Below are 23,006 nucleotides of genomic sequence, written 5' to 3'. Positions count from 1 at the left end.
TCCGGGGTCAGTTCTTGCAATCCAACACGAGCTCAGCCGTAGCATGTACTACGGCTGAGCTCGTGTTGGATTGCAAGAACTGACCCCGGATTAGACCCCGGATTAATGCAGCTCAGGCCGCTGCGGCAGTCGTCGTTGCGGCGCTGCGCACCATCGCTTCAAACTGCGCCACGGGCATTGGCCGCGCAAACAGGTAACCCTGGGCTTCGTCGCACTGCTTGGACCGCAGGAAGTCCCGCTGCGCCTGGGTTTCCACGCCTTCCGCAATCACTTCCAGTCCCAGCGAATGGGCCAGCGCAATGGTGGCCGCAACGATCACCGCATCATTCGGATCGCTCTCGATGTCCTTCACAAAGCCGCGGTCGATCTTGATGCGGTCGATCTCGAACAGCTTCAGGTAGCTCAGCGACGAGTAGCCGGTGCCGAAGTCGTCGATCGCCACCTTGATGCCGCGCGAGCGCAGTTCGGTGAGCAGGGTGCGGCTGCGTTCCGGGTCCTGCATCGCTGCTGATTCGGTGATCTCCAGTTCCAGCAGGGCCGGGTCGATGCCGTGGCTGTGCAGCAGGCGGTCCAGGTGCGGCAGCAGGCCAGGGCCGTGGCACTGGCGCGCCGACAGGTTGACCGCCAGGCGCAGATGCTCCAGCCCCGGCGTGCGCCACGCGTGCAGCAGGCTGGTGGCGCGCTGCAGCACCCAGTCGCCGAGCGGAATGATGAGGCCCGATTCTTCGGCAATCGGAATGAAGCGGTCCGGCCCCACCATGCCCAGCTCGGGATGGTGCCAGCGCAGCAGCGCTTCGGCGCCGATGATGCGCTGGGTCGCCAGTTCGATTTGCGGCTGCAAATACAGCTCGAATTCGTTTTGTTCCAGTGCCTGCCACAGGCGGTTTTCCAGCATCAGGCGTTCGTGCGTGGCGGTGTTCATCGCTTCGGAGAAGAACTGGAAGTTGCCACGCCCCTGGCTCTTGGCTGCGTACATCGCGGTGTCGGCGTGGCGCATCAGCGTGCTGCTGTCGTCGCCATCGGACGGGAACATGGCCACGCCCACACTGGCGCCGCTGTGGATGGTCTTGCCTTGCAGGTGGTACGGCGCGGTCAGCGCGTCGACGATGCGCACGGCGATGTTGGAGGCGTCGCCGGGCGTGACGGCGCCGTCGGTGACGACGATGAATTCGTCGCCGCCGAGGCGGGCGATGGTGTCCACTTCGCGCAGCAGTTCCTGAAGGCGCTGCGAGACGGCGATCAGCAGCAGGTCGCCCATTTCGTGGCCGTGGGTGTCGTTGATTTTCTTGAAGTGATCGAGGTCGATGAACAGCAGCGCCGCCATGCCGCCGCTGCGGCGCGTCTGCGCCAGCAGCTGGTCGAGGCGCAGGTTGAGCGACAGGCGGTTGGCCAGGCCGGTCAAGGTGTCGTGGTGGGCCAGGCGGTGGATGCGTTCCTGCGCCATATGCTGTTCGGTGAGGTCGTGCAGGATGGCGACGAACAGGTGTTCGTCCGGCAGCTCCACTTCCGACACCGACATCGCCAGCGGGAATTCGCTGCCGTCGCTGCGCCAGCCCGGCAGTTCGTATTCGTGGGTGACGCCGCAGGCGATCATGCGCAGCAAGCCTGCCGCGTCCAGGCCCGCCGCTTCGCCGACGCCGACCGGGATCAGCTTGTCCAGCGGCAGCGCGGTCATTTTTTCCGGCGCGTAACCGAACAGGCGGCCGGCGGCGGCATTGGCCGACATCAGCGCGCCGTTGCCGTCGACGGTGAGGATGGCGTCGGCAGCTTTGTTGAGGATCGCCTGCAGGCGCGCTTCGCGCTGGCGCAGGCGCGAGGTGCTGTCCTTGACCTCGGCCTGGATGCGCGCGCGTTCGCCGCTAATCAGCATCATCAGCGTGCCGAGCAGGCCAGTCAGCAGCAGGCCGCAGGTCAGCACGGTCCAGCTTTGCCAGCCGCGCTGCTGCTGCAGATAGCTTGGCGTGGGCGCCAGCGTCAGTTCGTAGATGCGGCCGCCGAAATGCAGCTGGCGCTGGTAGTCGCCTTCGTCGACCGCGCGGTGCAGCGTGTCCTGCACCACGCGGCGCGGGCCGTCGTCGTCGGTGTCTTCGAAGCGCACCAGGAAGTGCGGGAACTCGGCACGTTTGAGCGCCTGGTTCAGGTAAGCCTCGAACTGCATGGCGATCAGCAGCGCGCCTACGGCCTGGTGATGGTCGTTGTTGGGGTGGACGGTTTGCAGCAGCAGCAGGCCGGTGCCGGGCATGGCGCGCGCAAATTGCAGCGGCGCGGTGGCGGTCGGCTGGCCTGACTGGATCGCGCGCGTGAGCGCAGCGCGGCGCCGTTCTTCGGACAGGAAGTCGAGTCCCACGTAGTCGCGGGCCGCCGCCGGTTCGACAAACGTGACCACGAAGTAACGGTCGCGCGCTGCGGCGCTGACGAATTGGCCGGCCGGCTCCAGGCGTTCGCGCACGGCGAAGTTGGGATCGACCTGCTGGCGCGCCCACGCTTCAAACGCATGCCGTTCGCTGCCGGCCACGGGCATCAGCCAGCCCATCGACAGCAACTCGGGGCGCTGGTCCAGGTAGCCGTGCGCAAGGTTGCCGAAATCGTCGGCGTTGATCGAGCGGCGCGGATCGTTGAGCGCCTTGGCCATGGCGTAGATGAAGCGTTCGTGCTCGCTGAACTGCGCTTGCAGCAGGTCGCCGGTCTGCTGCGCCTTGAGGCGGAAGGTTTGCAGCTGCTGGCTGCTTTCCCAGCGGTCGGCCTGCAGGTAGATGGCGATGAAGGCGCCGGCCGACAGCAGCAACGGCAAGCCGACCAGCGTGCGGCGGCGCGCCCACAGCGCGCGCGGACGGCCAATCACAATCCAGCTCAGCGGCGCCGCCAGCAGGATGCCGATGGTGTCGCCCATCCACCAGGCCAGCCAGTCGGCGGCAATGGTGTCGCGCTGCAGTATGCCCAGCAGTAGCATGCCGGAAATCGAGATCGTGCTGGAGACCACGGTGGCGCTGACCGCCAGCAGGACGAAGCGCACTACGTCGCGGCCGGAGCCGATGGCCGGGTCGATATAGCGGCGGAACAGGGTGCTGCCGACCCATGCCTGCAACGAGGCGCCGATTGCCGGCGCACAGGCGCCCAGCAGGGCCAGCGCGGTGATGCCGCTGGCGCTTTGCGCCGGATAGATCAGGTTGACGCTGAGCGCGCCCAGCGCCACGCCGGGCAGCAGGCGCGCGCCGCCCACCACGCAGGCGGCCAGGCACACGCCGGCGGGGAGAAAGATGGGGGAGGCATAGCTAGGCGGCAGCGCCAGCAGCAGACCGAGGCGGCCCGCTGCGTAGTACACGGCCCACAGGGCCAGATTGGCAAGCAGGTAGGTAGGCCAGCGACCGCTTCGATTCTTCAAATCCAAGGCTCCAGGGGATCGATTAGTGAATCGATTGTATAGGAAAACATTCAACGTAAAAACAACACTTGCACATTTGCAGTTCGTGCGTTTAAAATCTCGCCCCGAAGCAGACGAACTGTTGACCCAACATCGCAAGGTGAGAAAAGGAGTTGACGGTTCAGAAAAATTGCTTCATACTCTGCGGTTCCTCGCGGAGGGGTGGCCGAGTGGTTAAAGGCGACGGACTGTAAATCCGTTCTCTCAGAGTACACTGGTTCGAATCCAGTCCCCTCCACCAAGTTTTTGCAAGAAGACTGAGTGGCTAGCAGTAAATGAAGAGTTGAATTGAACCAATACCTCGCGGGTGTAGCTCAATGGTAGAGCTGAAGCCTTCCAAGCTTATGACGAGGGTTCGATTCCCTTCACCCGCTCCAGTGTTGTTGCAATGCAGATGTGCAAGCATCGAACGCAGTAAAAACAGCAGTACCCAATCAGCCCTTTTAGCTCAGTGGTAGAGCACTCCCTTGGTAAGGGAGAGGCCACGTGTTCAATCCACGTAAAGGGCACCAGAATTCGCAGTACGCAGTACGGCAGCATTATCAAGACAGTCGGGCAGGTTCCCTGCCAATCACACACATCGTTAGGAGTCTAAAATGGCAAAAGAGAAATTCGAGCGGACCAAGCCGCACGTTAACGTCGGCACCATCGGCCACGTGGACCACGGCAAGACCACCCTGACCGCTGCGATCGCAACCGTTCTGTCGAAAAAATTCGGCGGCGAAGCGAAAGCCTACGACCAGATCGATGCTGCTCCAGAAGAAAAAGCACGTGGTATCACCATCAACACCGCGCACGTTGAGTACGAGACCGAAAACCGTCACTACGCTCACGTTGACTGCCCAGGCCACGCCGACTACATCAAAAACATGATTACCGGTGCTGCGCAGATGGACGGCGCGATCCTGGTGTGCTCCGCAGCTGACGGCCCAATGCCACAGACCCGCGAACACATCCTGCTGGCCCGCCAAGTTGGCGTTCCATACATCATCGTGTTCCTGAACAAGTGCGACCTGGTTGACGACGCAGAACTGCTGGAACTGGTCGAAATGGAAGTGCGCGAGCTGTTGTCGAAATACGAGTTCCCAGGCGACGACCTGCCAATCATCAAAGGTTCGGCACGTATGGCACTGGAAGGCGCCGCTGGCGAGATGGGCGAAGACTGCATCATCCGTCTGGCAGCAGCCCTGGACAGCTACATCCCAACCCCAGAGCGCGCAGTTGACGGTGCATTCCTGATGCCAGTGGAAGACGTGTTCTCGATCTCGGGCCGCGGTACCGTGGTAACCGGTCGTGTTGAGCGCGGCATCATCAAAGTCGGCGAAGAGATCGAAATCGTCGGTATCGTTGACACCGTGAAAACCACCTGCACCGGCGTGGAAATGTTCCGCAAACTGCTGGACCAAGGTCAAGCAGGCGACAACGTTGGTCTGCTGCTGCGCGGCACCAAGCGTGAAGACGTGCAACGTGGTCAAGTTCTGGCAAAACCAGGCTCGATCAAACCGCACAACCACTTCACCGGCGAGATCTACGTTCTGTCGAAAGATGAAGGCGGCCGTCACACCCCGTTCTTCAACAACTATCGTCCACAGTTCTACTTCCGTACGACTGACGTGACCGGTTCGATCGAACTGCCAGCGGATAAAGAAATGGTTATGCCAGGCGACAACGTGTCGATCACTGTGAAGCTGATCAACCCGATCGCAATGGAAGAAGGTCTGCGTTTCGCTATCCGTGAAGGTGGCCGTACCGTAGGCGCAGGCGTGGTCGCTAAGATCATCGCCTAATAGGAAGTAAGATTGCCACCCGGGTGTCCGGGTGGTATAATCCGAATCCTTTGTGGTTTTATGTAGGGGCGTAGCTCAATTGGCAGAGCGTCGGTCTCCAAAACCGAAGGTTGGGGGTTCGAGGCCCTCCGCCCCTGCCACCGAATCTGGTGCAGGGCACCGAAAGTAAAATATAAATGTCTAATCAATCCGTGCAGACCGTCAGCACGTCGAATGACAAGATTAAGGTTGCACTGGCTGTTGTGGTTGCAATCGCAGGCGTGATAGGGTTTTACTACCTGTCGGACAAACCAGCTCTGGTACGCGCAGGCGCACTTGTGGCTGGTTTGGCTTTTGCTGTTTTGATCTTGTGGACTTCGTCGACTGGCCGTGATTTCCTGAATTTCGCTAAAGAAGCTGTTCGCGAGACGAAAAAGGTCGTGTGGCCGACGCGCCGCGAAGCAACCCAGATCACGGGCATCGTGTTTGCCTTTGTGCTGGTGATGGCGGTATTCCTGTGGGGCACGGACAAGACATTGGAATTCCTGTTATACGACGTCATTCTGGGCATACGAAAATAATGAGCGAAAATGTGCAAGACGACGCTCAGGGCGCAGTTCCTGAGCAAGATGCTGGCGCAGCGCCAATCAGCGTACCGGTGAGCAACAAGCGCTGGTACGTTGTGCATGCGTATTCCGGTATGGAAAAAAGCGTGCAGCGTGCCCTGACCGAGCGTGTCGAACGCGCCGGCATGCAAGACCAGTTTGGCCAGATCCTGGTGCCGACCGAAGAAGTGGTCGAAGTGCGCAATGGCCAAAAGTCGGTGACTGAACGTCGTTTCTTCCCTGGCTATGTGCTGGTCGAGATGGAAATGACCGACGAAACCTGGCACCTGGTGAAAAACACCAATAAAGTGACCGGCTTCATCGGCGGCAAATCCAACAAGCCAACCCCGATTCCTGCGCGCGAGATCGACAAGATCATGCAGCAGATGCAAGAAGGCGTTGAGAAACCACGGCCTAAAGTGCTGTACGAAGTGGGCGAGCAAGTCCGTATCAAGGACGGTCCGTTCACTGACTTCAACGGCAATGTCGAAGAAGTCAATTACGAGAAATCGAAAGTGCGCGTCTCGGTCACCATTTTTGGCCGCGCAACGCCAGTCGAGCTCGAATTCGGCCAGGTCGAAAAAGTATAAGCAACACCGTTCGCCAGAACGGGCGACGGTGTCAACACCCTAGTCAATCTGGCACAAGAGGAGCCCCGCCCTGCACAACGCGCATGGTGGGGCGCTACTACTCATATCCAAGATAGGAGCCATCATGGCAAAGAAAATCATTGGTTTTATCAAGCTGCAAGTGCCAGCTGGTAAAGCAAACCCATCCCCACCGATCGGTCCAGCTCTGGGTCAGCGCGGTCTGAACATCATGGAATTCTGCAAAGCGTTCAACGCGCAGACCCAAGGTATGGAACCAGGCATGCCGATCCCAGTCGTGATCACTGCGTTCGCTGACAAGTCCTTCACCTTCGTGATGAAGACCCCACCAGCAACCTTCCTGATCAAGAAGCACTCGGGCGTGCAAAAAGGTTCGCCGAAGCCACATACCGACAAAGTCGGTAAGCTGACCCGTGCTCAAGCTGAAGAAATCGCTAAATTGAAAACCCCTGATCTGACCGCTGCTGACCTGGATGCTGCTGTACGCACCATCGCTGGCTCGGCTCGTTCGATGGGCATCACGGTGGAAGGTCTGTAATCATGGCAAAACTGTCCAAACGCGCACAAGCTATCAAAGCTAAAGTTGATAGCACCAAGAACTACTCGTTCGACAACGCTGTTGCTCTGATCAAAGAACTGGCAACCGCCAAGTTCAACGAATCGATCGACGTGTCGGTACAACTGGGCGTAGATCCGAAGAAGTCGGACCAAGTGGTTCGCGGTTCCGTCGTGCTGCCAGCTGGCACCGGCAAAACCGTCCGCGTCGCGGTATTCGCTTCGGGCGACAAGGCTGAAGCTGCTAAAGCAGCTGGCGCCGATGTGGTCGGTATGGAAGACCTGGCCGAGCGCGTCAAAGCCGGCGACATGCCTTTCGATATCGTCATCGCTTCGCCAGACACCATGCGTATCGTTGGTACCCTGGGTCAAATCCTGGGCCCACGTGGCCTGATGCCTAACCCGAAAGTGGGCACCGTTACCCCTGACGTCGCGACCGCCGTGAAAAATGCGAAAGCTGGCCAGGTTCAGTACCGTACCGACAAAGCCGGTATCATCCACGCGACCATCGGCCGCAAATCGTTCGCTGATGCCGATCTGAAGAGCAACCTGGTTGCCCTGATCGACGCGCTGAACAAAGCCAAGCCAGCATCGAGCAAAGGTGTTTACCTGCGCAAGGTATCGCTGTCGTCGACCATGGGCGCTGGCGTCCGTGTTGACCAGACTACCCTGGCAGCTTAAGTTATATCAGATGGGTGTCAGTTGCCGGCGCGCCCAGCGCGTTGGGGCCTGATACCCACTAGCTAGATTAAGTCCTTGTGTGGCCGTCGCGCCGCATGGGGCAGTTCTTTGGGATGGCTGCTGTGCAAGCAGCAGCCGCAATCAAAGACCGTTGGGCTGGATGCATCAGGCAGGCATCCGGTTAATTGAATGTTTCACCCAACGCAGATGGTGTTCCCGATCAAGTTTTGCAGTCCATTGGACTCCTAACCTCGGACGCCGTTGTTCGAACCGATGGCCGGCAATTCAGCTGGCGATCATTTAAGGAGATTGACCGTGGGTCTCAATCTGAATGACAAAAAGGCCGTCGTCGCCGAAGTTTCCGCAAAAGTAGCAACTGCGCAAACTATCGTCGTGGCCGAGTATCGTGGCATCCAGGTTGCTCACTTGACGCAACTCCGTGCCAAAGCGCGCGCTCAAGGCGTGTACCTGCGAGTGTTGAAAAACACCCTCGCACGTCGCTCCGTTGAAGGCACGCAATTTGCCGCCCTGGCAGACAGCATGACCGGTCCGCTGATCTATTCGATCTCGGACGATGCCGTTGCAGCAGCTAAAGTCATCGCTGACTTCGCTAAAACCAACGACAAACTGGTCATCACTGCTGGTAACTACGCAGGCAAGCAGCTGGATAAAGCAGCTGTTGCAGCGTTGGCGAGCATTCCTAGCCGTGAAGTCCTCATCTCGCAGCTGTTGGGCGTTATGCTGGCACCGGTATCGGGCTTTGCACGTGGTCTGGCTGCTCTGGCAGCGAAAAAATCCGAAGGCGCTCCTGTTGCAGAAGTTGCAGCAGAAGAAGCCCCAGCAGCCTAAGAGGCCGCTGCGTGCCGCCATTGACGGCGGCGCGGGTTTTTTATCAAGTAGCATTCTGATGTATTAACGAATCAAAAATTATTGGAGTTTCAAATGGCAATTAGCAAAGACGACATCCTGAACGCAGTGAGCGAAATGTCCGTAATGGACCTGAACGAACTGGTCAAAGCTTTCGAAGAAAAATTCGGCGTTTCGGCCGCTGCAATGGCTGCTCCAGCAGCTGGCGGCGCAGCTGGCGGCGCAGCTGCTGCTGAAGAGCAAACCGAATTCAACCTGGTTCTGACCGAAGTCGGCGCGAACAAAGTTGGCGTAATTAAAGCAGTTCGCGAAATCACCGGTCTGGGCCTGAAAGAAGCCAAAGACGTAGTTGATGGCGCACCAAAAACCGTAAAAGAAGCTCTGTCGAAAGCTGACGCTGAAGCCGCTAAGAAAAAGCTGGAAGAAGCTGGCGCCAAGGCTGACCTGAAGTAATTCGTTGTACCGGCTGCTAACAGCTTATAGTTAGCGCCACGAGCCAAAGCAGCGGGTAGTTCCCCTTGAAAAAGGGGAAATATCCGGCTTTGGCTCCTTTGTCGTCTGTGTCGTATTTGTAGCGTTTTCCCGACGTTGCAGTTCCAATTGAATCAGCTGGAAATGGTAGAAGTTTCAGGTTTCGTCTGTATGACATGCAGCCGAAAGCCGTTGCAGCATACAGGCAAAACCTGAAATTTTTTCCCTTTCTGTCACTCACGGAGTGTCCATGCACTACTCATTTACTGAGAAGAAACGCATTCGCAAATCATTCGCGAAGCGCGCCAACGTTCACAACGTTCCGTTCCTGCTGGCTACCCAGCTCGAGTCCTACCACAGTTTCCTGCAAGAAGACGTCGCCCCGTCGACTCGCAAGAACGACGGCCTGCAGTCGGCCTTTACCTCGATTTTCCCTATCGTTTCGCACAATGGCTTCGCGCGTCTCGAGTTCCTGTCGTACGTGCTGGGCGATCCTGCCTTTGACGTCAAGGAATGCCAACTGCGTGGCCTGACGTTCGCGTCGCCGCTGCGCGCCAAAGTTCGCCTGGTGATCCTGGACAAGGAATCGCCAACCAAGCCGGTCGTCAAGGAAATGAAGGAGCAGGAAGTCTACATGGGCGAACTGCCTCTGATGACCTCTACCGGTTCGTTCGTGATCAACGGCACCGAGCGTGTGATCGTTTCGCAGCTGCATCGCTCCCCAGGCGTGTTCTTCGAGCACGACCGTGGCAAGACCCACTCGTCCGGCAAGCTGCTGTTCTCGGCCCGTATCATTCCTTACCGCGGTTCGTGGCTGGACTTCGAGTTCGACCCGAAAGACATCCTGTACTTCCGCGTCGACCGCCGCCGCAAGATGCCAGTGTCGATCCTGCTCAAGGCCATCGGCATGTCGCCAGAACAGATCCTGGCCAACTTCTTCGTCTTCGACAACTTCCACCTGCGCTCGGAAGGCGCGGAAATGGAATTCGTGGCCGAACGCCTGCGCGGCGAAGTCGCGCGCTTCGACATCGTCGATCCGAAGTCGGGCAAGACCATCGTCATGAAAGACAAGCGTATCAATGCCAAGCATGTACGCGACATCGACGCTGCCGGCCTGAAACATATCTCGGTACCGGAAGACTATCTGGTCGGCCGCGTGCTGGCCAAGAACATTGTTGATGCGGATACCGGCGAAGTCATCGCCAGCGCCAACGATGAGCTGACCGATGAAGTGCTGAACCGCCTGCGCGACAGCAATGTGTCGGACATCCAGACCCTGTACACCAACGATCTGGACCAAGGCGCCTACATCTCGCAGACCCTGCGTATCGACGACACCGCCGACCAGACCGCTGCGCGTATCGCCATCTACCGCATGATGCGTCCTGGCGAACCGCCAACTGAAGAGTCGGTGGAAGCGCTGTTCAACGGCCTGTTCTACAGCCCGGACCGTTACGACCTGTCGGCCGTGGGCCGCATGAAGTTCAACCGCCGTATCGGCCGTGATGAACTGACTGGCGCCATGACGCTGTCGAACGAAGACGTGCTGGCCGTGATCAAGATTCTGGTGGAACTGCGCAATGGCCGCGGCGAAGTCGACGATATCGATCACCTGGGTAACCGTCGCGTACGCTGCGTGGGCGAACTGGCCGAGAACCAGTTCCGCGCCGGCCTGGTGCGGGTTGAACGTGCCGTCAAAGAGCGTCTGGGTCAGGCGGAAGCCGACAACCTGATGCCGCATGACCTGATCAACTCCAAGCCGATCTCGGCCGCTATCCGTGAGTTCTTCGGTTCGTCGCAGCTGTCGCAGTTTATGGACCAGACCAACCCGCTGTCGGAAATCACCCACAAGCGCCGTGTTTCTGCACTGGGCCCTGGTGGTCTGACCCGCGAACGTGCTGGCTTCGAGGTGCGCGACGTGCACCCGACCCACTACGGCCGCGTGTGCCCGATTGAAACGCCTGAAGGCCCGAACATCGGTCTGATCAACTCGCTGGCACTGTATGCCCGCCTGAATGAATACGGCTTCCTGGAAACCCCGTACCGCAAGGTCGAGGGTTCCAAAGTCACCGACCAGATCGATTACCTGTCGGCGATCGAAGAAGGCCGCTACATCATCGCCCAGGCAAATGCCAAGGTGAATGATGCTGGCCAGCTGGTCGACGAACTGGTGTCGTCGCGTGAAGCCGGCGAGACCATTCTGGTGTCGCCAGAGCGCGTGCAGTACATGGACGTGGCCCCAGGCCAGATCGTCTCGGTGGCAGCGTCGCTGATTCCATTCCTGGAACACGATGATGCGAACCGTGCACTGATGGGCGCCAACATGCAGCGTCAGGCTGTGCCTTGCCTGCGTCCTGAAAAGGCGCTGGTCGGTACCGGTATCGAACGTACCGTGGCAGTCGACTCCGGCACCACCGTGCAGGCCGTCCGCGGCGGTATCGTGGACTACATCGATGCAGGCCGTGTGGTGATCCGGGTTAACGACGACGAAGCCACTGCTGGCGAAGTCGGCGTCGACATCTACAACCTGATCAAGTACACCCGTTCCAACCAGAACACCAACATCAACCAGCGTCCTATCGTCGAACGCGGCGACCGTGTGGCCAAAGGCGACGTGATCGCTGACGGCGCATCGACCGACCTGGGCGAGCTGGCACTGGGCCAGAACATGACCGTGGCCTTCATGCCATGGAATGGTCTGAACTTCGAAGATTCGATCCTGATCTCGGAAAACGTTGTTAAAGACGACCGTTACACCTCGATCCACATCGAAGAACTGAGCGTTGTTGCACGTGACACCAAGCTGGGCGCGGAAGAAATTACGCGCGACATCTCGAACCTGGCGGAAAACCAGCTGGCGCGTCTGGATGAATCCGGCATCGTGTACATCGGCGCAGAAGTGCAGGCCGGCGACACCCTGGTTGGTAAAGTGACGCCAAAAGGCGAAACCCAGCTGACCCCGGAAGAGAAGCTGCTGCGCGCGATCTTCGGCGAAAAAGCCTCGGACGTCAAAGACACCTCGCTGCGCGTGCCTTCGGGCATGGTCGGCACCGTGATCGACGTGCAAGTGTTCACGCGTGAAGGCATCGTGCGCGACAAGCGTGCCCAGCAGATCATCGACGATGAACTGAAGCGCTTCCGTCTGGACCTGAACGACCAGATGCGTATCGTGGAAGGCGACGCCTTCCAGCGTCTGGAAAAAATGCTGATTGGCCAGGTGGTCAACGGCGGTCCGAAGAAGCTGGCCAAAGGCGCCAAGATCACCAAGGACTACCTGGACGATCTGGACAAGTATCACTGGTTCGACATCCGCCCGGCGGAAGACGCTTCGGCGACCGCGCTGGAAGCGATCAAGGAATCGATCAACGAGAAGCGCCACCAGTTCGACCTGGCCTTCGAAGAGAAGCGCAAGAAGCTGACCCAGGGCGACGAGCTGCAACCTGGCGTGCAAAAAATGGTCAAGGTTTACCTGGCCGTGAAACGCCGCCTGCAGTCGGGCGACAAGATGGCAGGCCGCCACGGTAACAAGGGTGTGGTCTCGCGTATCGTGCCGGTGGAAGACATGCCGCACATGGCGGACGGTACGCCGGCCGACGTGGTGCTGAACCCGCTGGGCGTGCCTTCGCGCATGAACGTGGGTCAGATCCTGGAAACCCACTTGGGCTGGGCAGCAAAAGGCCTGGGTATCCGTATCAGCGAAATGCTGGCGCAGCAGATCAAAGTGGAAGAGATGCGCAAGTATCTGACCACGGTCTACAACGAAACCGGCCGTCCGGAAGATCTGGACCGGTTCGACGACGAAGAGATCATGAAGCTGGCGCACAACCTGAAAAAAGGTGTGCCGTTCGCAACGCCGGTGTTTGACGGTGCGCACGAGTCGGAAATCCGCCGCATGCTGGACCTGGCTTACCCTGACGACATCGCCCGCAACCTGGGCATGACCGCCTCGAAGAACCAGGTCACCATGTACGACGGCCGTACCGGTGAAGCGTTTGAGCGTAAAGTCACCGTTGGCGTGATGCACATGCTCAAACTGCACCACTTGGTTGACGACAAGATGCACGCGCGTTCGACCGGTCCATACTCGCTGGTAACGCAGCAGCCACTGGGCGGTAAAGCCCAGTTCGGTGGCCAGCGTTTCGGTGAGATGGAGGTGTGGGCACTGGAAGCGTACGGCGCATCGTACGTGCTGCAAGAAATGCTGACCGTGAAGTCCGATGACGTGAATGGCCGTACCAAAGTGTACGAAAACCTCGTCAAGGGCGATCACGTGATCGATGCCGGCATGCCGGAATCGTTCAACGTGCTGGTGAAAGAGATCCGTTCCCTGGGTATCGATATGGACCTGGAACGCAACTAAGACAGCACGGGCCTCGCTGGCGGTCGCCGGCGAGGCAGTTTAAAGAATTCATCACTACCTGGAGTGATACATGAAAGCACTGCTCGATCTATTCAAGCAAGTACAGACGAACGAGACCTTTGACGCGATCAAAATTGGTCTGGCTTCGCCTGAAAAAATCCGTTCGTGGTCCTACGGCGAAGTTAAAAAGCCGGAAACCATCAACTACCGTACCTTCAAGCCTGAGCGCGATGGTCTGTTCTGCGCCAAGATCTTTGGCCCGATCAAAGACTACGAGTGCCTGTGCGGCAAGTACAAACGCCTGAAACACCGCGGCGTCATCTGCGAAAAATGCGGCGTGGAAGTCACGCTGGCCAAGGTGCGCCGTGAGCGCATGGGCCACATCGAACTGGCTTCGCCAACCGCCCACATCTGGTTCCTGAAATCGCTGCCGTCGCGTCTGGGCATGGTGCTGGACATGACCCTGCGCGATATCGAACGCGTGCTGTACTTTGAAGCGTATGTCGTGACCGATCCTGGCATGACCCCGCTGAAAAAGTGCCAGATCATGTCGGAAGACGACTACGCCGCCAAGTACGAAGAGTACGGCGACGACTTCACCGCCTTCATGGGCGCGGAAGGTATCCGTGAACTGCTGCGCTCGATCGACATCCACCGCGATGCCGAGACCCTGCGCGTGGAACTCAAGGAATCGAAATCCGAAGCCAAGATCAAGAAATACGCCAAGCGTCTGAAAGTGCTGGAAGCGTTCCAGCGTTCGGGCATCAAGCCTGAGTGGATGATCATGGAAGTGCTGCCGGTGCTGCCACCGGAACTGCGTCCACTGGTGCCACTGGACGGCGGCCGTTTCGCGACCTCGGACCTGAATGACCTGTATCGCCGCGTCATCAACCGTAACAACCGTCTGAAACGCCTGATGGAGCTGCGTGCTCCAGAGATCATCACGCGCAACGAAAAGCGCATGCTGCAAGAAGCAGTCGATTCGCTGCTGGACAACGGCCGTCGCGGCAAAGCGATGACCGGCGCCAACAAGCGTCCGCTGAAATCGCTGGCAGAGATGATCAAAGGTAAGGGCGGCCGCTTCCGTCAGAACTTGCTGGGTAAGCGCGTCGACTACTCGGGCCGTTCGGTGATCGTGGTGGGTCCACAGCTGAAACTGCACCAGTGCGGTCTGCCGAAGCTGATGGCGCTGGAACTGTTCAAGCCCTTCATCTTCAACAAGCTGGAACTGATGGGTCTGGCGACGACCATCAAGGCTGCCAAGAAACTGGTTGAGATTCAAGAGCCAGTGGTCTGGGACATCCTGGAAGACGTGATCCGCGAACACCCGATCATGCTGAACCGTGCACCAACCCTGCACCGTCTGGGCATCCAGGCGTTCGAGCCGGTCCTGATTGAAGGCAAGGCGATCCAGCTGCACCCACTGGTCTGCGCGGCATTCAATGCTGACTTCGACGGTGACCAGATGGCAGTGCACGTTCCGCTGTCGATCGAAGCACAGATGGAAGCCCGTACGCTGATGCTGGCCTCGAACAACATCCTGTTCCCATCGAACGGCGAACCATCGATCGTTCCTTCGCAGGATATCGTGCTGGGTCTGTACTACGCGACCCGCGAAGCGATCAATGCGAAAAACGAAGGCATGCTGTTCCCTGACGTGTCGGAAGTCATCCGTGCCTACGACAACAAGGAAGTGGAACTGACCACCCGGATTACCGTACGTATCGTTGAGAATCCAAAAGATCTGACGACCGGCGAATTCGTGCGTACCGTGACCCGTTACGAAACCACGGTCGGCCGTGCCATCCTGTCGGAAATCCTGCCGAAAGGTCTGCCTTTCTCGGTGCTGAACCGCGCGCTGAAAAAGAAAGAAATTTCCAAGCTGATCAACACCTCGTTCCGTAAATGCGGTCTGCGCGCGACGGTCGTGTTTGCTGACCAGCTGATGCAGTCGGGCTTCCGCCTGGCAACCCGCGCCGGTATTTCGATCTGCGTGGACGACATGCTGGTACCGCCACAAAAAGTCACCCTGATTTCGACTGCAGAGTCGGAAGTCAAACAGATCGAGCAGCAGTACGCGTCGGGTCTGGTGACCGCAGGCGAGCGTTACAATAAAGTGGTCGACATCTGGGGCAAGACTTCCGACGAAGTCGGCAAGGCCATGATGGACCAGCTGAAAGTGGAAGACGTCATCAAGCGTGACGGCACCAAGTCGACCCAGGAATCGTTCAACGCGATTTACATGATGGCTGACTCGGGCGCACGTGGTTCGGCCGCACAGATTCGCCAGCTGGCGGGTATGCGTGGTCTGATGGCGAAACCGGACGGTTCGATTATTGAAACGCCGATTACCGCGAACTTCCGCGAAGGTCTGAACGTGTTGCAGTACTTCATCTCGACCCACGGCGCGCGTAAAGGTCTGGCGGATACGGCACTGAAAACCGCGAACTCGGGTTACCTGACCCGTCGTCTGGTGGACGTGACCCAGGATCTGGTGGTGATCGAAGACGATTGCGGCACCAGCAACGGTACCGTGATGAAGGCGATGGTTGAGGGCGGTGAAGTGATCGAAGCCCTGCGCGACCGTATTCTGGGCCGCGTGGCAGGTACCGACATCGTCAACCCTGAGACCCAGGAAACCCTGTATGCGGCCGGCACCCTGCTGGACGAAGACATGGTGGAAGAGATCGAACGCGTGGGTATCGACGAAGTCAAAGTCCGTACTCCGCTGACCTGCGACACCCGCTTTGGTCTGTGCGCCAGCTGCTATGGCCGCGATCTGGGCCGTGGTCTGCTGGTCAACGCCGGCGAAGCTGTCGGTGTGGTGGCAGCGCAGTCGATCGGTGAGCCGGGTACCCAGCTGACCATGCGTACCTTCCACATCGGTGGTGCGGCATCGCGTGCAGCAGTGGCGTCGTCGGTGGAAGCCAAGTCGAACGGCACCATCCGCTTCACCTCGACCATGCGTTATGTGACCAACGGCAAGGGCGCGCAAATCGTCATTTCCCGTTCGGGCGAAGTACTGATCACCGACGACCACGGCCGTGAGCGCGAGCGCCACAAAGTGCCGTACGGCGCGACCCTGATCGTCAAGGATGGCCTGACTGTTAAAGCTGGCACCGCCCTGGCAACCTGGGACCCGCTGACCCGTCCGATCATTACCGAGTACGCCGGTACCGTGCGCTTCGAGAACGTCGAAGAAGGCGTCACCGTGGCCCGTCAGGTCGACGAAGTGACCGGCCTGGCAACGCTGGTGGTGATCGATGCGAAGCGTCGTGGTTCGCTGACCAAGACCCTGCGTCCACAGGTCAAGCTGCTCAACGAAGATGGCAACGAAGTCAAGATTGCCGGCACCGAACACGCCGTAGCGATCGGCTTCCAGGTTGGCGCGCTGATCATGGTGAAAGACGGCCAGGCGGTATCGGTCGGTGAAGTGCTGGCACGTATCCCAACCGAATCGCAGAAAACCCGTGACATTACCGGTGGTCTGCCACGTGTTGCCGAGCTGTTTGAAGCGCGTTCGCCGAAAGATGCCGGCATGCTGGCGGAAGTCACTGGTACGGTCGCCTTCGGTAAAGAAACCAAAGGTAAACAGCGTCTGGAAATTACCGACATGGACGGTAATAAGCACGAGTTCCTGATTACCAAGGATAAACAAGTGCTGGTCCACGACGGCCAGGTGGTGAATAAAGGTGAGATGATTGTTGACGGCCCAGCCGATCCACAAGATATTCTGCGCCTGCTGGGTATTGAAGCACTGGCCCGTTATATCGTTGACGAAGTGCAGGACGTTTATCGTCTGCAAGGCGTGAAGATTAATGACAAGCACATTGAAGTGATTGTGCGTCAGATGCTGCGCCGTGTTCAGATCGTTAATGCTGGCGATACCAACTACATCGTTGGTGAGCAAGTGGAACGTTCGGAACTGCTGGATGAAAATGATCGTGTAAATGCAGAGAATAAGATCCCTGCTACTTACGAAAACGTTCTGCTGGGTATTACCAAAGCGTCGCTGTCGACTGACTCGTTCATTTCGGCTGCATCGTTCCAGGAAACCACCCGCGTTCTGACCGAAGCCGCCATCATGGGCAAACGCGATGGTCTGCGTGGTCTGAAAGAAAACGTGATCGTCGGTCGTCTGATCCCAGGCGGTACCGGTCTGGCCTTCCACCGCGCTCGCAAAGAGAAAGAGCAGTGGGAAGTCGAAGAGCGTCAAGCCCTGCTGGCCGCCGAGAAGGCAGCCATGGCTGGCGCCGATGTGGAAGCAACCGAAACGGTGGCACCGCACGACGGCGAAGCGTAAGCTTCAGCGCAGCACACAGAACGGCACCTTCGGGTGCCGTTTTTTTTCGTCTGTCCTGTGGCGTCACTCTTTATTCATGCCAGAAAGTGGTGTGCTCATGCTAAGATTTAGTCATGATTGCTCAAGCCCTCTTCACTCCCGCCCAGCAAAAACTGCTGGGCTTGCTGTTTGTACGTGTCAATCAAGGATTCCACTTGAATGAGATCATGCGCCTGACGGGCCTGGGCAGCGCATCGGCGCAGCGCGAGCTCAAGCGGCTGCATGAGTCGGGCGTGATTGTGTCGGAAAGGATCGGCAATGTGCGCCGCTTCAAACCGAACAAGGACTGCATCGTGTTTGGTGAATTGAGCGGGCTGGTGAAGAAAACCTTCGGCCTGGTCAGCGTGCTCAACTCGGCATTGGCGCCGCTGCAGCATGTGCTCAATGTGGCGTTTGTGTATGGCGCCACCGCCAAGGAACAGGAGGGCATGGATACCGCCATTGAATTGCTGCTGATTGGCGATAATACGAGTTACGGCGAATTATTATCGCGCCTGCCGGTCGCCGAGCGATTATTGCGCCGTAAAATCAATCCCAACCTGTATTCAATTCCCGATTTTAAACGCCGGCTACGCGAACAGCAGCCATTTATTCTGGAAGTTTTACGCGGCCAGAAAATATATGTTTTAGGCGATGAAACGGATTTGGAAAAAGTCAGCGGCGAAGATTTAACTCAATTGGTCGGATAATTCATGCGGCGTGGAAAAGATAAACAAAAGCGCGTATATCTTCCCGCCTGCGATTCACATTGAATATTACCGCCAAAAGCCGTCAGTACTTTCTGGCAAAATGGTAATCCCATGCCCGTACCGCCGGTGCTGTAAAACGGTTCAAATACATGCGGTAATACGTCATCGGGAATACCCGAGCCGGTATCCGTTACCAATAACTGGCGGTCCGCCAGCATAATCTCCAGTTCGCCCCGCCCTGCGGATTTGATCGCGTGCAGCGCATTCTTGAACAGGTTGTACAGCACGTAGACCAGCAGCACGTCCGAACCAAAGAACGTGAAATCTTCGCTGCGCCGCACTTTGACCTTGTTGCGCATGGCGCTTTCGAACGGGTAGCTGGCCAACGCTTCATCGACACATTTCATGACGGAATGGTTGGCAAAATCACTACGATTGAGCGAACCGGCGCGGGCCGAGGCCAGCATCATGTCGACGATGAAGCTGGAGCGGCTGATTTCCGTTTCGATGTACTGCCCGAGCCCGGCCAGGTATTGCAGCTTGGGCGCCGACATCCGGGGGGCAATCAGGCCATGCGCCAGCGCACTTTGGTAGCCGGCCAGCAATTCCGGCATGCAGCGCGATAGCACGCGCGACTGGTTGCGGATGGTGGCCAGCGGCGTACGCATTTCGTGGGCGATGGTGGCGGCCACTTCCAGCGGATCAGCCAGCAGGTTGTGGCGCACCATGGCCTGGGCAATCAGGCCCAGGCTGGTGGCGACAAACAGCACGCCTGGCGGGTAGAACGACACGCCGTAGTTGCACAGGTAGTCGACCGAGGCAAAGAAGTAGATCAGCAGGCTGACCAGGCAATAGCGTAGCCGGGTTTTCTCGGTGGACACCGCCAGCCGCTGGCGCCGGTACAGCAGCCAGAGGCCGCGTCCAACCACCAGCATGGTCTGCAGCAGGTGCAGCGGATGTAGCGGCCCGGCCTTGGGGTAATAACCGAAGAAATAATCGTAGACGCCGGCAATCAGCCAGTCGCTGGTCAGCAGCAGCACGCCCAGCAATCCGGCAAAGCCATACGACAGCGCTACCCAGCGCCGCTCGCTGTGCTGGCTCGTCAGCTCGGTAATGAAATGGTATAGCGTGGTGGGCAGGAACAGGATCAGCAAATAGCCCAGCTTGGCGAGTGACACCGCCTCGGCCGCCTGCTGCATCTGAAACAGGATGGCCCAGGTGAATTGCCAGCAAAACGTGGCGACGCATAGCAGGAAGAAGGTCAGGCTGATACGGCTGACGCCGCGCGAGTGCAGCACGTAGGCGCCGTAGCACAGGAAAAGCATGGAAACCACAGCTGGCAGGAGGGAATGCATACGCTGAATCCATGACAAGTTGACAGTATGGATCAGTATTGCGCGTGGTGAAGGCGCTTGCTTGCAAATTGCGCGGGCTTTTGCGGCAGATCAAACAAGCCCCATCCGTTCGCCCTTGTAGTGGATGCGCCCGGCCGTCGGGCTGCCATCCACTCAAGGAGAAATCTCATGCTGATGCAAGTTATCGCTCAAACCTTTACGCACTCGCTGACCGCCTACCTCAAGGACTCGAATGCCTACGGCAACACCTACTTTGCGCGTTATTTTGAATGGCAGGGCATCTGCCGCGAAAAATGGTTCTACGAGTGCATTTCGCGCGATATGCTGCAGAAGGAGGGCGTGTTCATCACCAAGCACGCCGAACAAAGCTACTTGCAGGAAACCTTTCCGTTTCAAGAGATTTCTTGCGAGTTGAATGCATATGACGTCAAGAAGTGTTCATTCTGGCTGGAGTTCCGCTTTTATGCCGATGGGAAGCCAGTGTCCGTGGGGCGCCAGCAGATAGTCTTTGCGAGCCATGAACGCAAGATCAAGGCCTTGCCTGCGGCGGTGACTGCGCTGATCCAGCGGTATGTGAAGTAAAAAAAGCGGGCCGTTCAGGCCCGCTTTACAGCTTACTTTTGCGCAGCGATCCAGCGATCGACCTTTTCTTCCAGCAGCGCCAATGGCACCGTGCCGTCGCCCAGCACGACAGCGTGGAAGGCTGGCAGGCTGAACTTGTCGCCGAGGGCCTGTTGGGCACGCGCGCGCAGTTCCTGAATCTTCAGCGAACCCACCTTGTAGCCCAGCGCCTGGCCTGGCCATGCCATGTAGCGCTCGGTCTCGGTCTTGGCGGCGTTGTCGTAGCCCAGCGTGTCTTTCATGTACTGGATGCTCTGCTCGCGGGTCCAGCCCTTGGCGTGCATGCCGGTATCCACTACCAGGCGCACGGCGCGCAGCATTTCATCGTTCAGGTGGCCGAAGTACTGGGCCGGATCGTCAAACAGGCCCATTTCCTTGCCCAGCGTTTCCGCGTACAGCGCCCAGCCTTCGATGAAGGCATTGTTGCCGCCAAATTTGCGAAAATTGGGCAAGCCCAGTTCCTGCATCAGCGCCAGATGGAAGTGGTGGCCCGGTTTGCCTTCGTGCAGGAACAGCGTGGTCATGCCGGTACTGCCGTACTTGCTTGGATCGTTGACCACCGACCAGAACACGCCAGGACGCGAGCCGTCGGCCGCAGGCGAGGTGTAATGGTCGGAGGCGGTGGCGCGGCTCAGCTCAGGTTCCAGGCGCAGGTCCAGCTTGGCTTTCGGCAGCAGGGTGAACATCTGCGGCAGCTTGGTATCCAGCACGTCGTTGAGCTTGTGATAAACGGCCTGGACTTCGTCTTCCGTCTTGAACGGATAGAACTTGGCTTGCGCCGCTACCCACACGGGCAATCCTGCGGCCGGCCCGGTGTAGCCCAGCTTCGGTCCCAAGACTTCAAACTGCGACTGGATACGCGCGACTTCTTTCAGGCCGATAGCGTGAATTTCCTCGGGTTTGAGCGTGGTTGTCGTGGCGTTGGCGACACGTGCCTGATACCAGGTGGCGCCATCCGGCACTGCGCCAAGACCGGTGGTGGTGCGGCAGGCCGGTACATACTCTTTTTCCAGGAAGTTGGCCAGGCGCGCCAGCGCCGGCATGAGTTTGTCGTTGACGGTCTTGCGGTAAGCGGCGCTAAGGCGTTGCTTGTCGGCGTCGGAGAAGGCGGCCGGCAGCTTGGTGATGGGCGTGTAGTAAATATTCGCTTCCGGCGTTGCGCTCACCAGTTGCTTGAATTGCGGCAGCGCTGAAATCATGATGGCTTGCGGCTGGGTCACACCCTTCTTCATGCCGACGCGCATATTGGCGATGGCCTGGTCTATCCATGCCGGCAGTTGCGAGATACGGCTCAGGTAGGCTTCGTATTCCTTGACGGTGCCGAGCGGCTGCGAGCCTTCGCCGCCCGCATAGTTGGCCAATGTCACAGGCATGCTGTCCATCTGGCTGATCGGCAGCAGGTGTTCAGGGAAGCGCTCCATGGCGATCAGGCCGTGCAGCTCGTATTGCAGGATGTCGTAATTGATGCGGTCCTTGTCGTCCAGCTGCTCGCGCTTGATGGCTTGCAGGCGCTGCGCGTATTGACGGTAGAGCTTGAATTGCGCCGCACGCTTGGCGGGGGCAATGCTCAGGCCCAGTTGATCGTCGAAGCGGTTGTCGCCGTTTTCAGTCGCGCTCACGGGTTCAAAGCGCGCGGTCGCGTCGTAGTACTGGTCGGCCAGCGTCAACAGTGCCTTGTGGGCAGGGGCGGCGCTGACTTGCGGCGCAGGTGCTGCGTTGTCAACCGCGGCCATGGCGGCTGGCGAGAACGCCAGCGCAATTGCAGCGGCGAGGGGGGCGAGGATGTTGCGGCAATACGTCATGTCATCTTCCTGGCTGTAACAAAGTTGGCCAATAGCATAAGCCATCGACGGGCAAGCGAGGAACAAAATTTGTATCTGCCGACACATTGTTTTTCTGTGGAAATTTTAAATTCCAATTGGCCATTTTATTTGTCGATAGGATACGGCGCCAGGAGTAAGATAAAAGTCAGCAGCACCAATAACCATAAGGGGAACAGAGATGAATGGCATTCAGAAAGCAGGTCTGGCGCTGGCCTTGATTGCGCCGTTACAAGCCTTCGCGGTGGCACCGACGGTCAGTTGGACTGCATGGGATAACGCCAGCACCGGCAGCTTCGCTTATGGCGCGCAAACCATCACCGTCACCTACACGGGTGACAATATCGGCATGGACCCCAGCGCCTATATCTACGATGTCCCGTCGTCGTTCACCAATGCGGAGGTGACCAATACGCCAGGCAGCAATGGCACCATCCTGATGGTGGGCGGAGCGCAGACGGTCAATCATTTCCACTTCAGCGCGCCGGTGGTCGATCCTTACCTGGTGATGTTCAGCGTGGGGCAGGGCGGCTTGCCGGTCAGCTTCCAGTTCCAGAACGGCAGTTTCAGCATCCTGGCCCAAGGCACCGGGCACTGGGGCGGCGGTTCGCTGACCCAGAGTGGCATGACGGTCACGGGGCTGGAAGGCAATGGCCTGCTGAAATTCCAGGGCACTTACACCGACATCAGCTTCATCACGCCTAATGGCGAGTATTACTATGGGGCGACGGTTGGCGGCCTGACCGCAGCCGTGCCGGAACCATCGACTTACGCCATGCTGTTGGCCGGCCTTGCCCTCACGGGTGTGGCGGCCCGGCGCCGCAAAGAATAATAGCAAGTAGTGC

15 protein-coding genes and 4 tRNA genes are annotated in these 23,006 nt (G+C 58.5%); 16 read left to right on the top strand and 3 right to left on the bottom strand.

The genetic code is table 11. From position 1 onward, the window contains the following. Positions 1 to 112: 112 nt before the first annotated feature. A complete protein-coding gene (locus GTP58_RS11535) occupies positions 113 to 3,382 on the bottom strand; it encodes an EAL domain-containing protein (protein ID WP_161077602.1) in 3,270 nt (1,089 codons plus the stop codon). A 195-nt stretch (positions 3,383 to 3,577) separates the two neighbouring features. On the opposite strand from GTP58_RS11535, the gene GTP58_RS11530 reads away from it, so the two are divergent. From GTP58_RS11530 to GTP58_RS11465, 14 genes are all read left to right on the top strand, one after another. Then, a tRNA-Tyr gene (locus GTP58_RS11530) sits at positions 3,578 to 3,662 on the top strand. 62 nt (positions 3,663 to 3,724) lie between these two features. Further along, a tRNA-Gly gene (locus GTP58_RS11525) sits at positions 3,725 to 3,798 on the top strand. 60 nt (positions 3,799 to 3,858) lie between these two features. Further along, positions 3,859 to 3,933 (top strand) — tRNA-Thr (locus tag GTP58_RS11520). 84 nt (positions 3,934 to 4,017) lie between these two features. Next, complete coding sequence (gene tuf, locus GTP58_RS11515; RefSeq protein WP_161077553.1) at positions 4,018 to 5,208, top strand: elongation factor Tu; 1,191 nt, start codon at positions 4,018 to 4,020, stop codon at positions 5,206 to 5,208. Between the two features lie 64 nt (positions 5,209 to 5,272). Then, a tRNA-Trp gene (locus tag GTP58_RS11510) sits at positions 5,273 to 5,348 on the top strand. Between the two features lie 36 nt (positions 5,349 to 5,384). Then, positions 5,385 to 5,768 (top strand): preprotein translocase subunit SecE, encoded by a 384-nt coding sequence (gene secE, locus GTP58_RS11505; RefSeq protein ID WP_072789253.1) that lies wholly within the window; start codon positions 5,385 to 5,387, stop codon positions 5,766 to 5,768. Beyond that, positions 5,768 to 6,382 carry a transcription termination/antitermination protein NusG gene (gene nusG, locus GTP58_RS11500; RefSeq protein ID WP_072789256.1) on the top strand — a complete coding sequence of 205 codons (615 nt, stop codon included), beginning with the start codon at positions 5,768 to 5,770 and terminating at the stop codon, positions 6,380 to 6,382. The genes secE and nusG overlap by 1 nt, the downstream gene beginning before the upstream one ends. A 124-nt stretch (positions 6,383 to 6,506) precedes the next feature. After that, positions 6,507 to 6,938 (top strand): 50S ribosomal protein L11, encoded by a 432-nt coding sequence (gene rplK, locus GTP58_RS11495; protein WP_154361336.1) that lies wholly within the window; start codon positions 6,507 to 6,509, stop codon positions 6,936 to 6,938. A gap of 2 nt (positions 6,939 to 6,940) precedes the next feature. Then, a complete protein-coding gene (gene rplA, locus GTP58_RS11490; protein WP_072789261.1) occupies positions 6,941 to 7,636 on the top strand; it encodes a 50S ribosomal protein L1 in 696 nt (231 codons plus the stop codon). A gap of 315 nt (positions 7,637 to 7,951) precedes the next feature. Then, the gene (rplJ, locus tag GTP58_RS11485) at positions 7,952 to 8,485 is read left to right on the top strand and encodes a 50S ribosomal protein L10 (RefSeq protein WP_072789465.1); all 534 of its coding nucleotides are present in this window, start codon (positions 7,952 to 7,954) and stop codon (positions 8,483 to 8,485) included. A 93-nt stretch (positions 8,486 to 8,578) separates the two neighbouring features. Next, positions 8,579 to 8,956: a 50S ribosomal protein L7/L12 gene (rplL, locus tag GTP58_RS11480; protein ID WP_072789264.1), complete on the top strand. Its 378-nt coding sequence runs from the start codon at positions 8,579 to 8,581 to the stop codon at positions 8,954 to 8,956. 268 nt (positions 8,957 to 9,224) lie between these two features. Beyond that, positions 9,225 to 13,334 carry a DNA-directed RNA polymerase subunit beta gene (rpoB, locus tag GTP58_RS11475; protein WP_072789268.1) on the top strand — a complete coding sequence of 1,370 codons (4,110 nt, stop codon included), beginning with the start codon at positions 9,225 to 9,227 and terminating at the stop codon, positions 13,332 to 13,334. A 70-nt stretch (positions 13,335 to 13,404) separates the two neighbouring features. Then, complete coding sequence (gene rpoC / locus GTP58_RS11470) at positions 13,405 to 17,637, top strand: DNA-directed RNA polymerase subunit beta' (RefSeq protein ID WP_161077601.1); 4,233 nt, start codon at positions 13,405 to 13,407, stop codon at positions 17,635 to 17,637. 113 nt (positions 17,638 to 17,750) lie between these two features. Continuing rightward, positions 17,751 to 18,365, top strand: coding sequence for an ArsR family transcriptional regulator (locus GTP58_RS11465; protein ID WP_161077600.1), 615 nt, complete (start codon positions 17,751 to 17,753; stop codon positions 18,363 to 18,365). On the opposite strand, the gene GTP58_RS11460 is transcribed toward GTP58_RS11465, so the two are convergent. Continuing rightward, complete coding sequence (locus GTP58_RS11460) at positions 18,350 to 19,720, bottom strand: sensor histidine kinase (RefSeq protein WP_161077599.1); 1,371 nt, start codon at positions 19,718 to 19,720, stop codon at positions 18,350 to 18,352. The two genes, GTP58_RS11465 and GTP58_RS11460, sit on opposite strands and share 16 nt — an antisense overlap. Positions 19,721 to 19,888: 168 nt before the next feature. On the opposite strand from GTP58_RS11460, the gene GTP58_RS11455 reads away from it, so the two are divergent. Continuing rightward, complete coding sequence (locus GTP58_RS11455; RefSeq protein ID WP_161077598.1) at positions 19,889 to 20,302, top strand: thioesterase family protein; 414 nt, start codon at positions 19,889 to 19,891, stop codon at positions 20,300 to 20,302. 32 nt (positions 20,303 to 20,334) lie between these two features. Here the strand turns inward: GTP58_RS11455 and GTP58_RS11450 are convergent, their stop codons facing one another. Continuing rightward, on the bottom strand, positions 20,335 to 22,143 hold the full coding sequence (locus GTP58_RS11450) for a DUF885 family protein (protein ID WP_161077597.1): 1,809 nt from the start codon (positions 22,141 to 22,143) through the stop codon (positions 20,335 to 20,337). Positions 22,144 to 22,342: 199 nt separating this feature from the next. On the opposite strand from GTP58_RS11450, the gene GTP58_RS31370 reads away from it, so the two are divergent. Then, positions 22,343 to 22,993 carry a PEP-CTERM sorting domain-containing protein gene (locus GTP58_RS31370; protein ID WP_229215543.1) on the top strand — a complete coding sequence of 217 codons (651 nt, stop codon included), beginning with the start codon at positions 22,343 to 22,345 and terminating at the stop codon, positions 22,991 to 22,993. The last annotated feature ends 13 nt before the right edge of the window (positions 22,994 to 23,006 follow it).

The organism is Duganella sp. CY15W (assembly GCF_009857555.1).
GTDB lineage: Bacteria > Pseudomonadota > Gammaproteobacteria > Burkholderiales > Burkholderiaceae_D > Rugamonas > Rugamonas sacchari.
The sequence above is the reverse complement of the archived record's forward strand: the minus strand, read 5'-3'. Positions and strand labels throughout refer to the sequence as shown.

Bases quoted from the DNA above. Each gene is read 5' to 3' on its own strand.
- GTP58_RS11450 (WP_161077597.1), bottom strand. From the start codon at position 22,143: ATGACGTATTGCCGCAACATCCTCGCCCCCCTCGCCGCTGCAATTGCG.
- nusG (WP_072789256.1), top strand. From the start codon at position 5,768: ATGAGCGAAAATGTGCAAGACGACGCTCAGGGCGCAGTTCCTGAGCAA.
- GTP58_RS31370 (WP_229215543.1), top strand. From the start codon at position 22,343: ATGAATGGCATTCAGAAAGCAGGTCTGGCGCTGGCCTTGATTGCGCCG.
- GTP58_RS11465 (WP_161077600.1), top strand. From the start codon at position 17,751: ATGATTGCTCAAGCCCTCTTCACTCCCGCCCAGCAAAAACTGCTGGGC.
- rplK (WP_154361336.1), top strand. From the start codon at position 6,507: ATGGCAAAGAAAATCATTGGTTTTATCAAGCTGCAAGTGCCAGCTGGT.
- rplA (WP_072789261.1), top strand. From the start codon at position 6,941: ATGGCAAAACTGTCCAAACGCGCACAAGCTATCAAAGCTAAAGTTGAT.
- GTP58_RS11460 (WP_161077599.1), bottom strand. From the start codon at position 19,720: ATGCATTCCCTCCTGCCAGCTGTGGTTTCCATGCTTTTCCTGTGCTAC.
- rpoC (WP_161077601.1), top strand. From the start codon at position 13,405: ATGAAAGCACTGCTCGATCTATTCAAGCAAGTACAGACGAACGAGACC.
- secE (WP_072789253.1), top strand. From the start codon at position 5,385: ATGTCTAATCAATCCGTGCAGACCGTCAGCACGTCGAATGACAAGATT.
- rpoB (WP_072789268.1), top strand. From the start codon at position 9,225: ATGCACTACTCATTTACTGAGAAGAAACGCATTCGCAAATCATTCGCG.
- tuf (WP_161077553.1), top strand. From the start codon at position 4,018: ATGGCAAAAGAGAAATTCGAGCGGACCAAGCCGCACGTTAACGTCGGC.
- rplL (WP_072789264.1), top strand. From the start codon at position 8,579: ATGGCAATTAGCAAAGACGACATCCTGAACGCAGTGAGCGAAATGTCC.
- GTP58_RS11455 (WP_161077598.1), top strand. From the start codon at position 19,889: ATGCTGATGCAAGTTATCGCTCAAACCTTTACGCACTCGCTGACCGCC.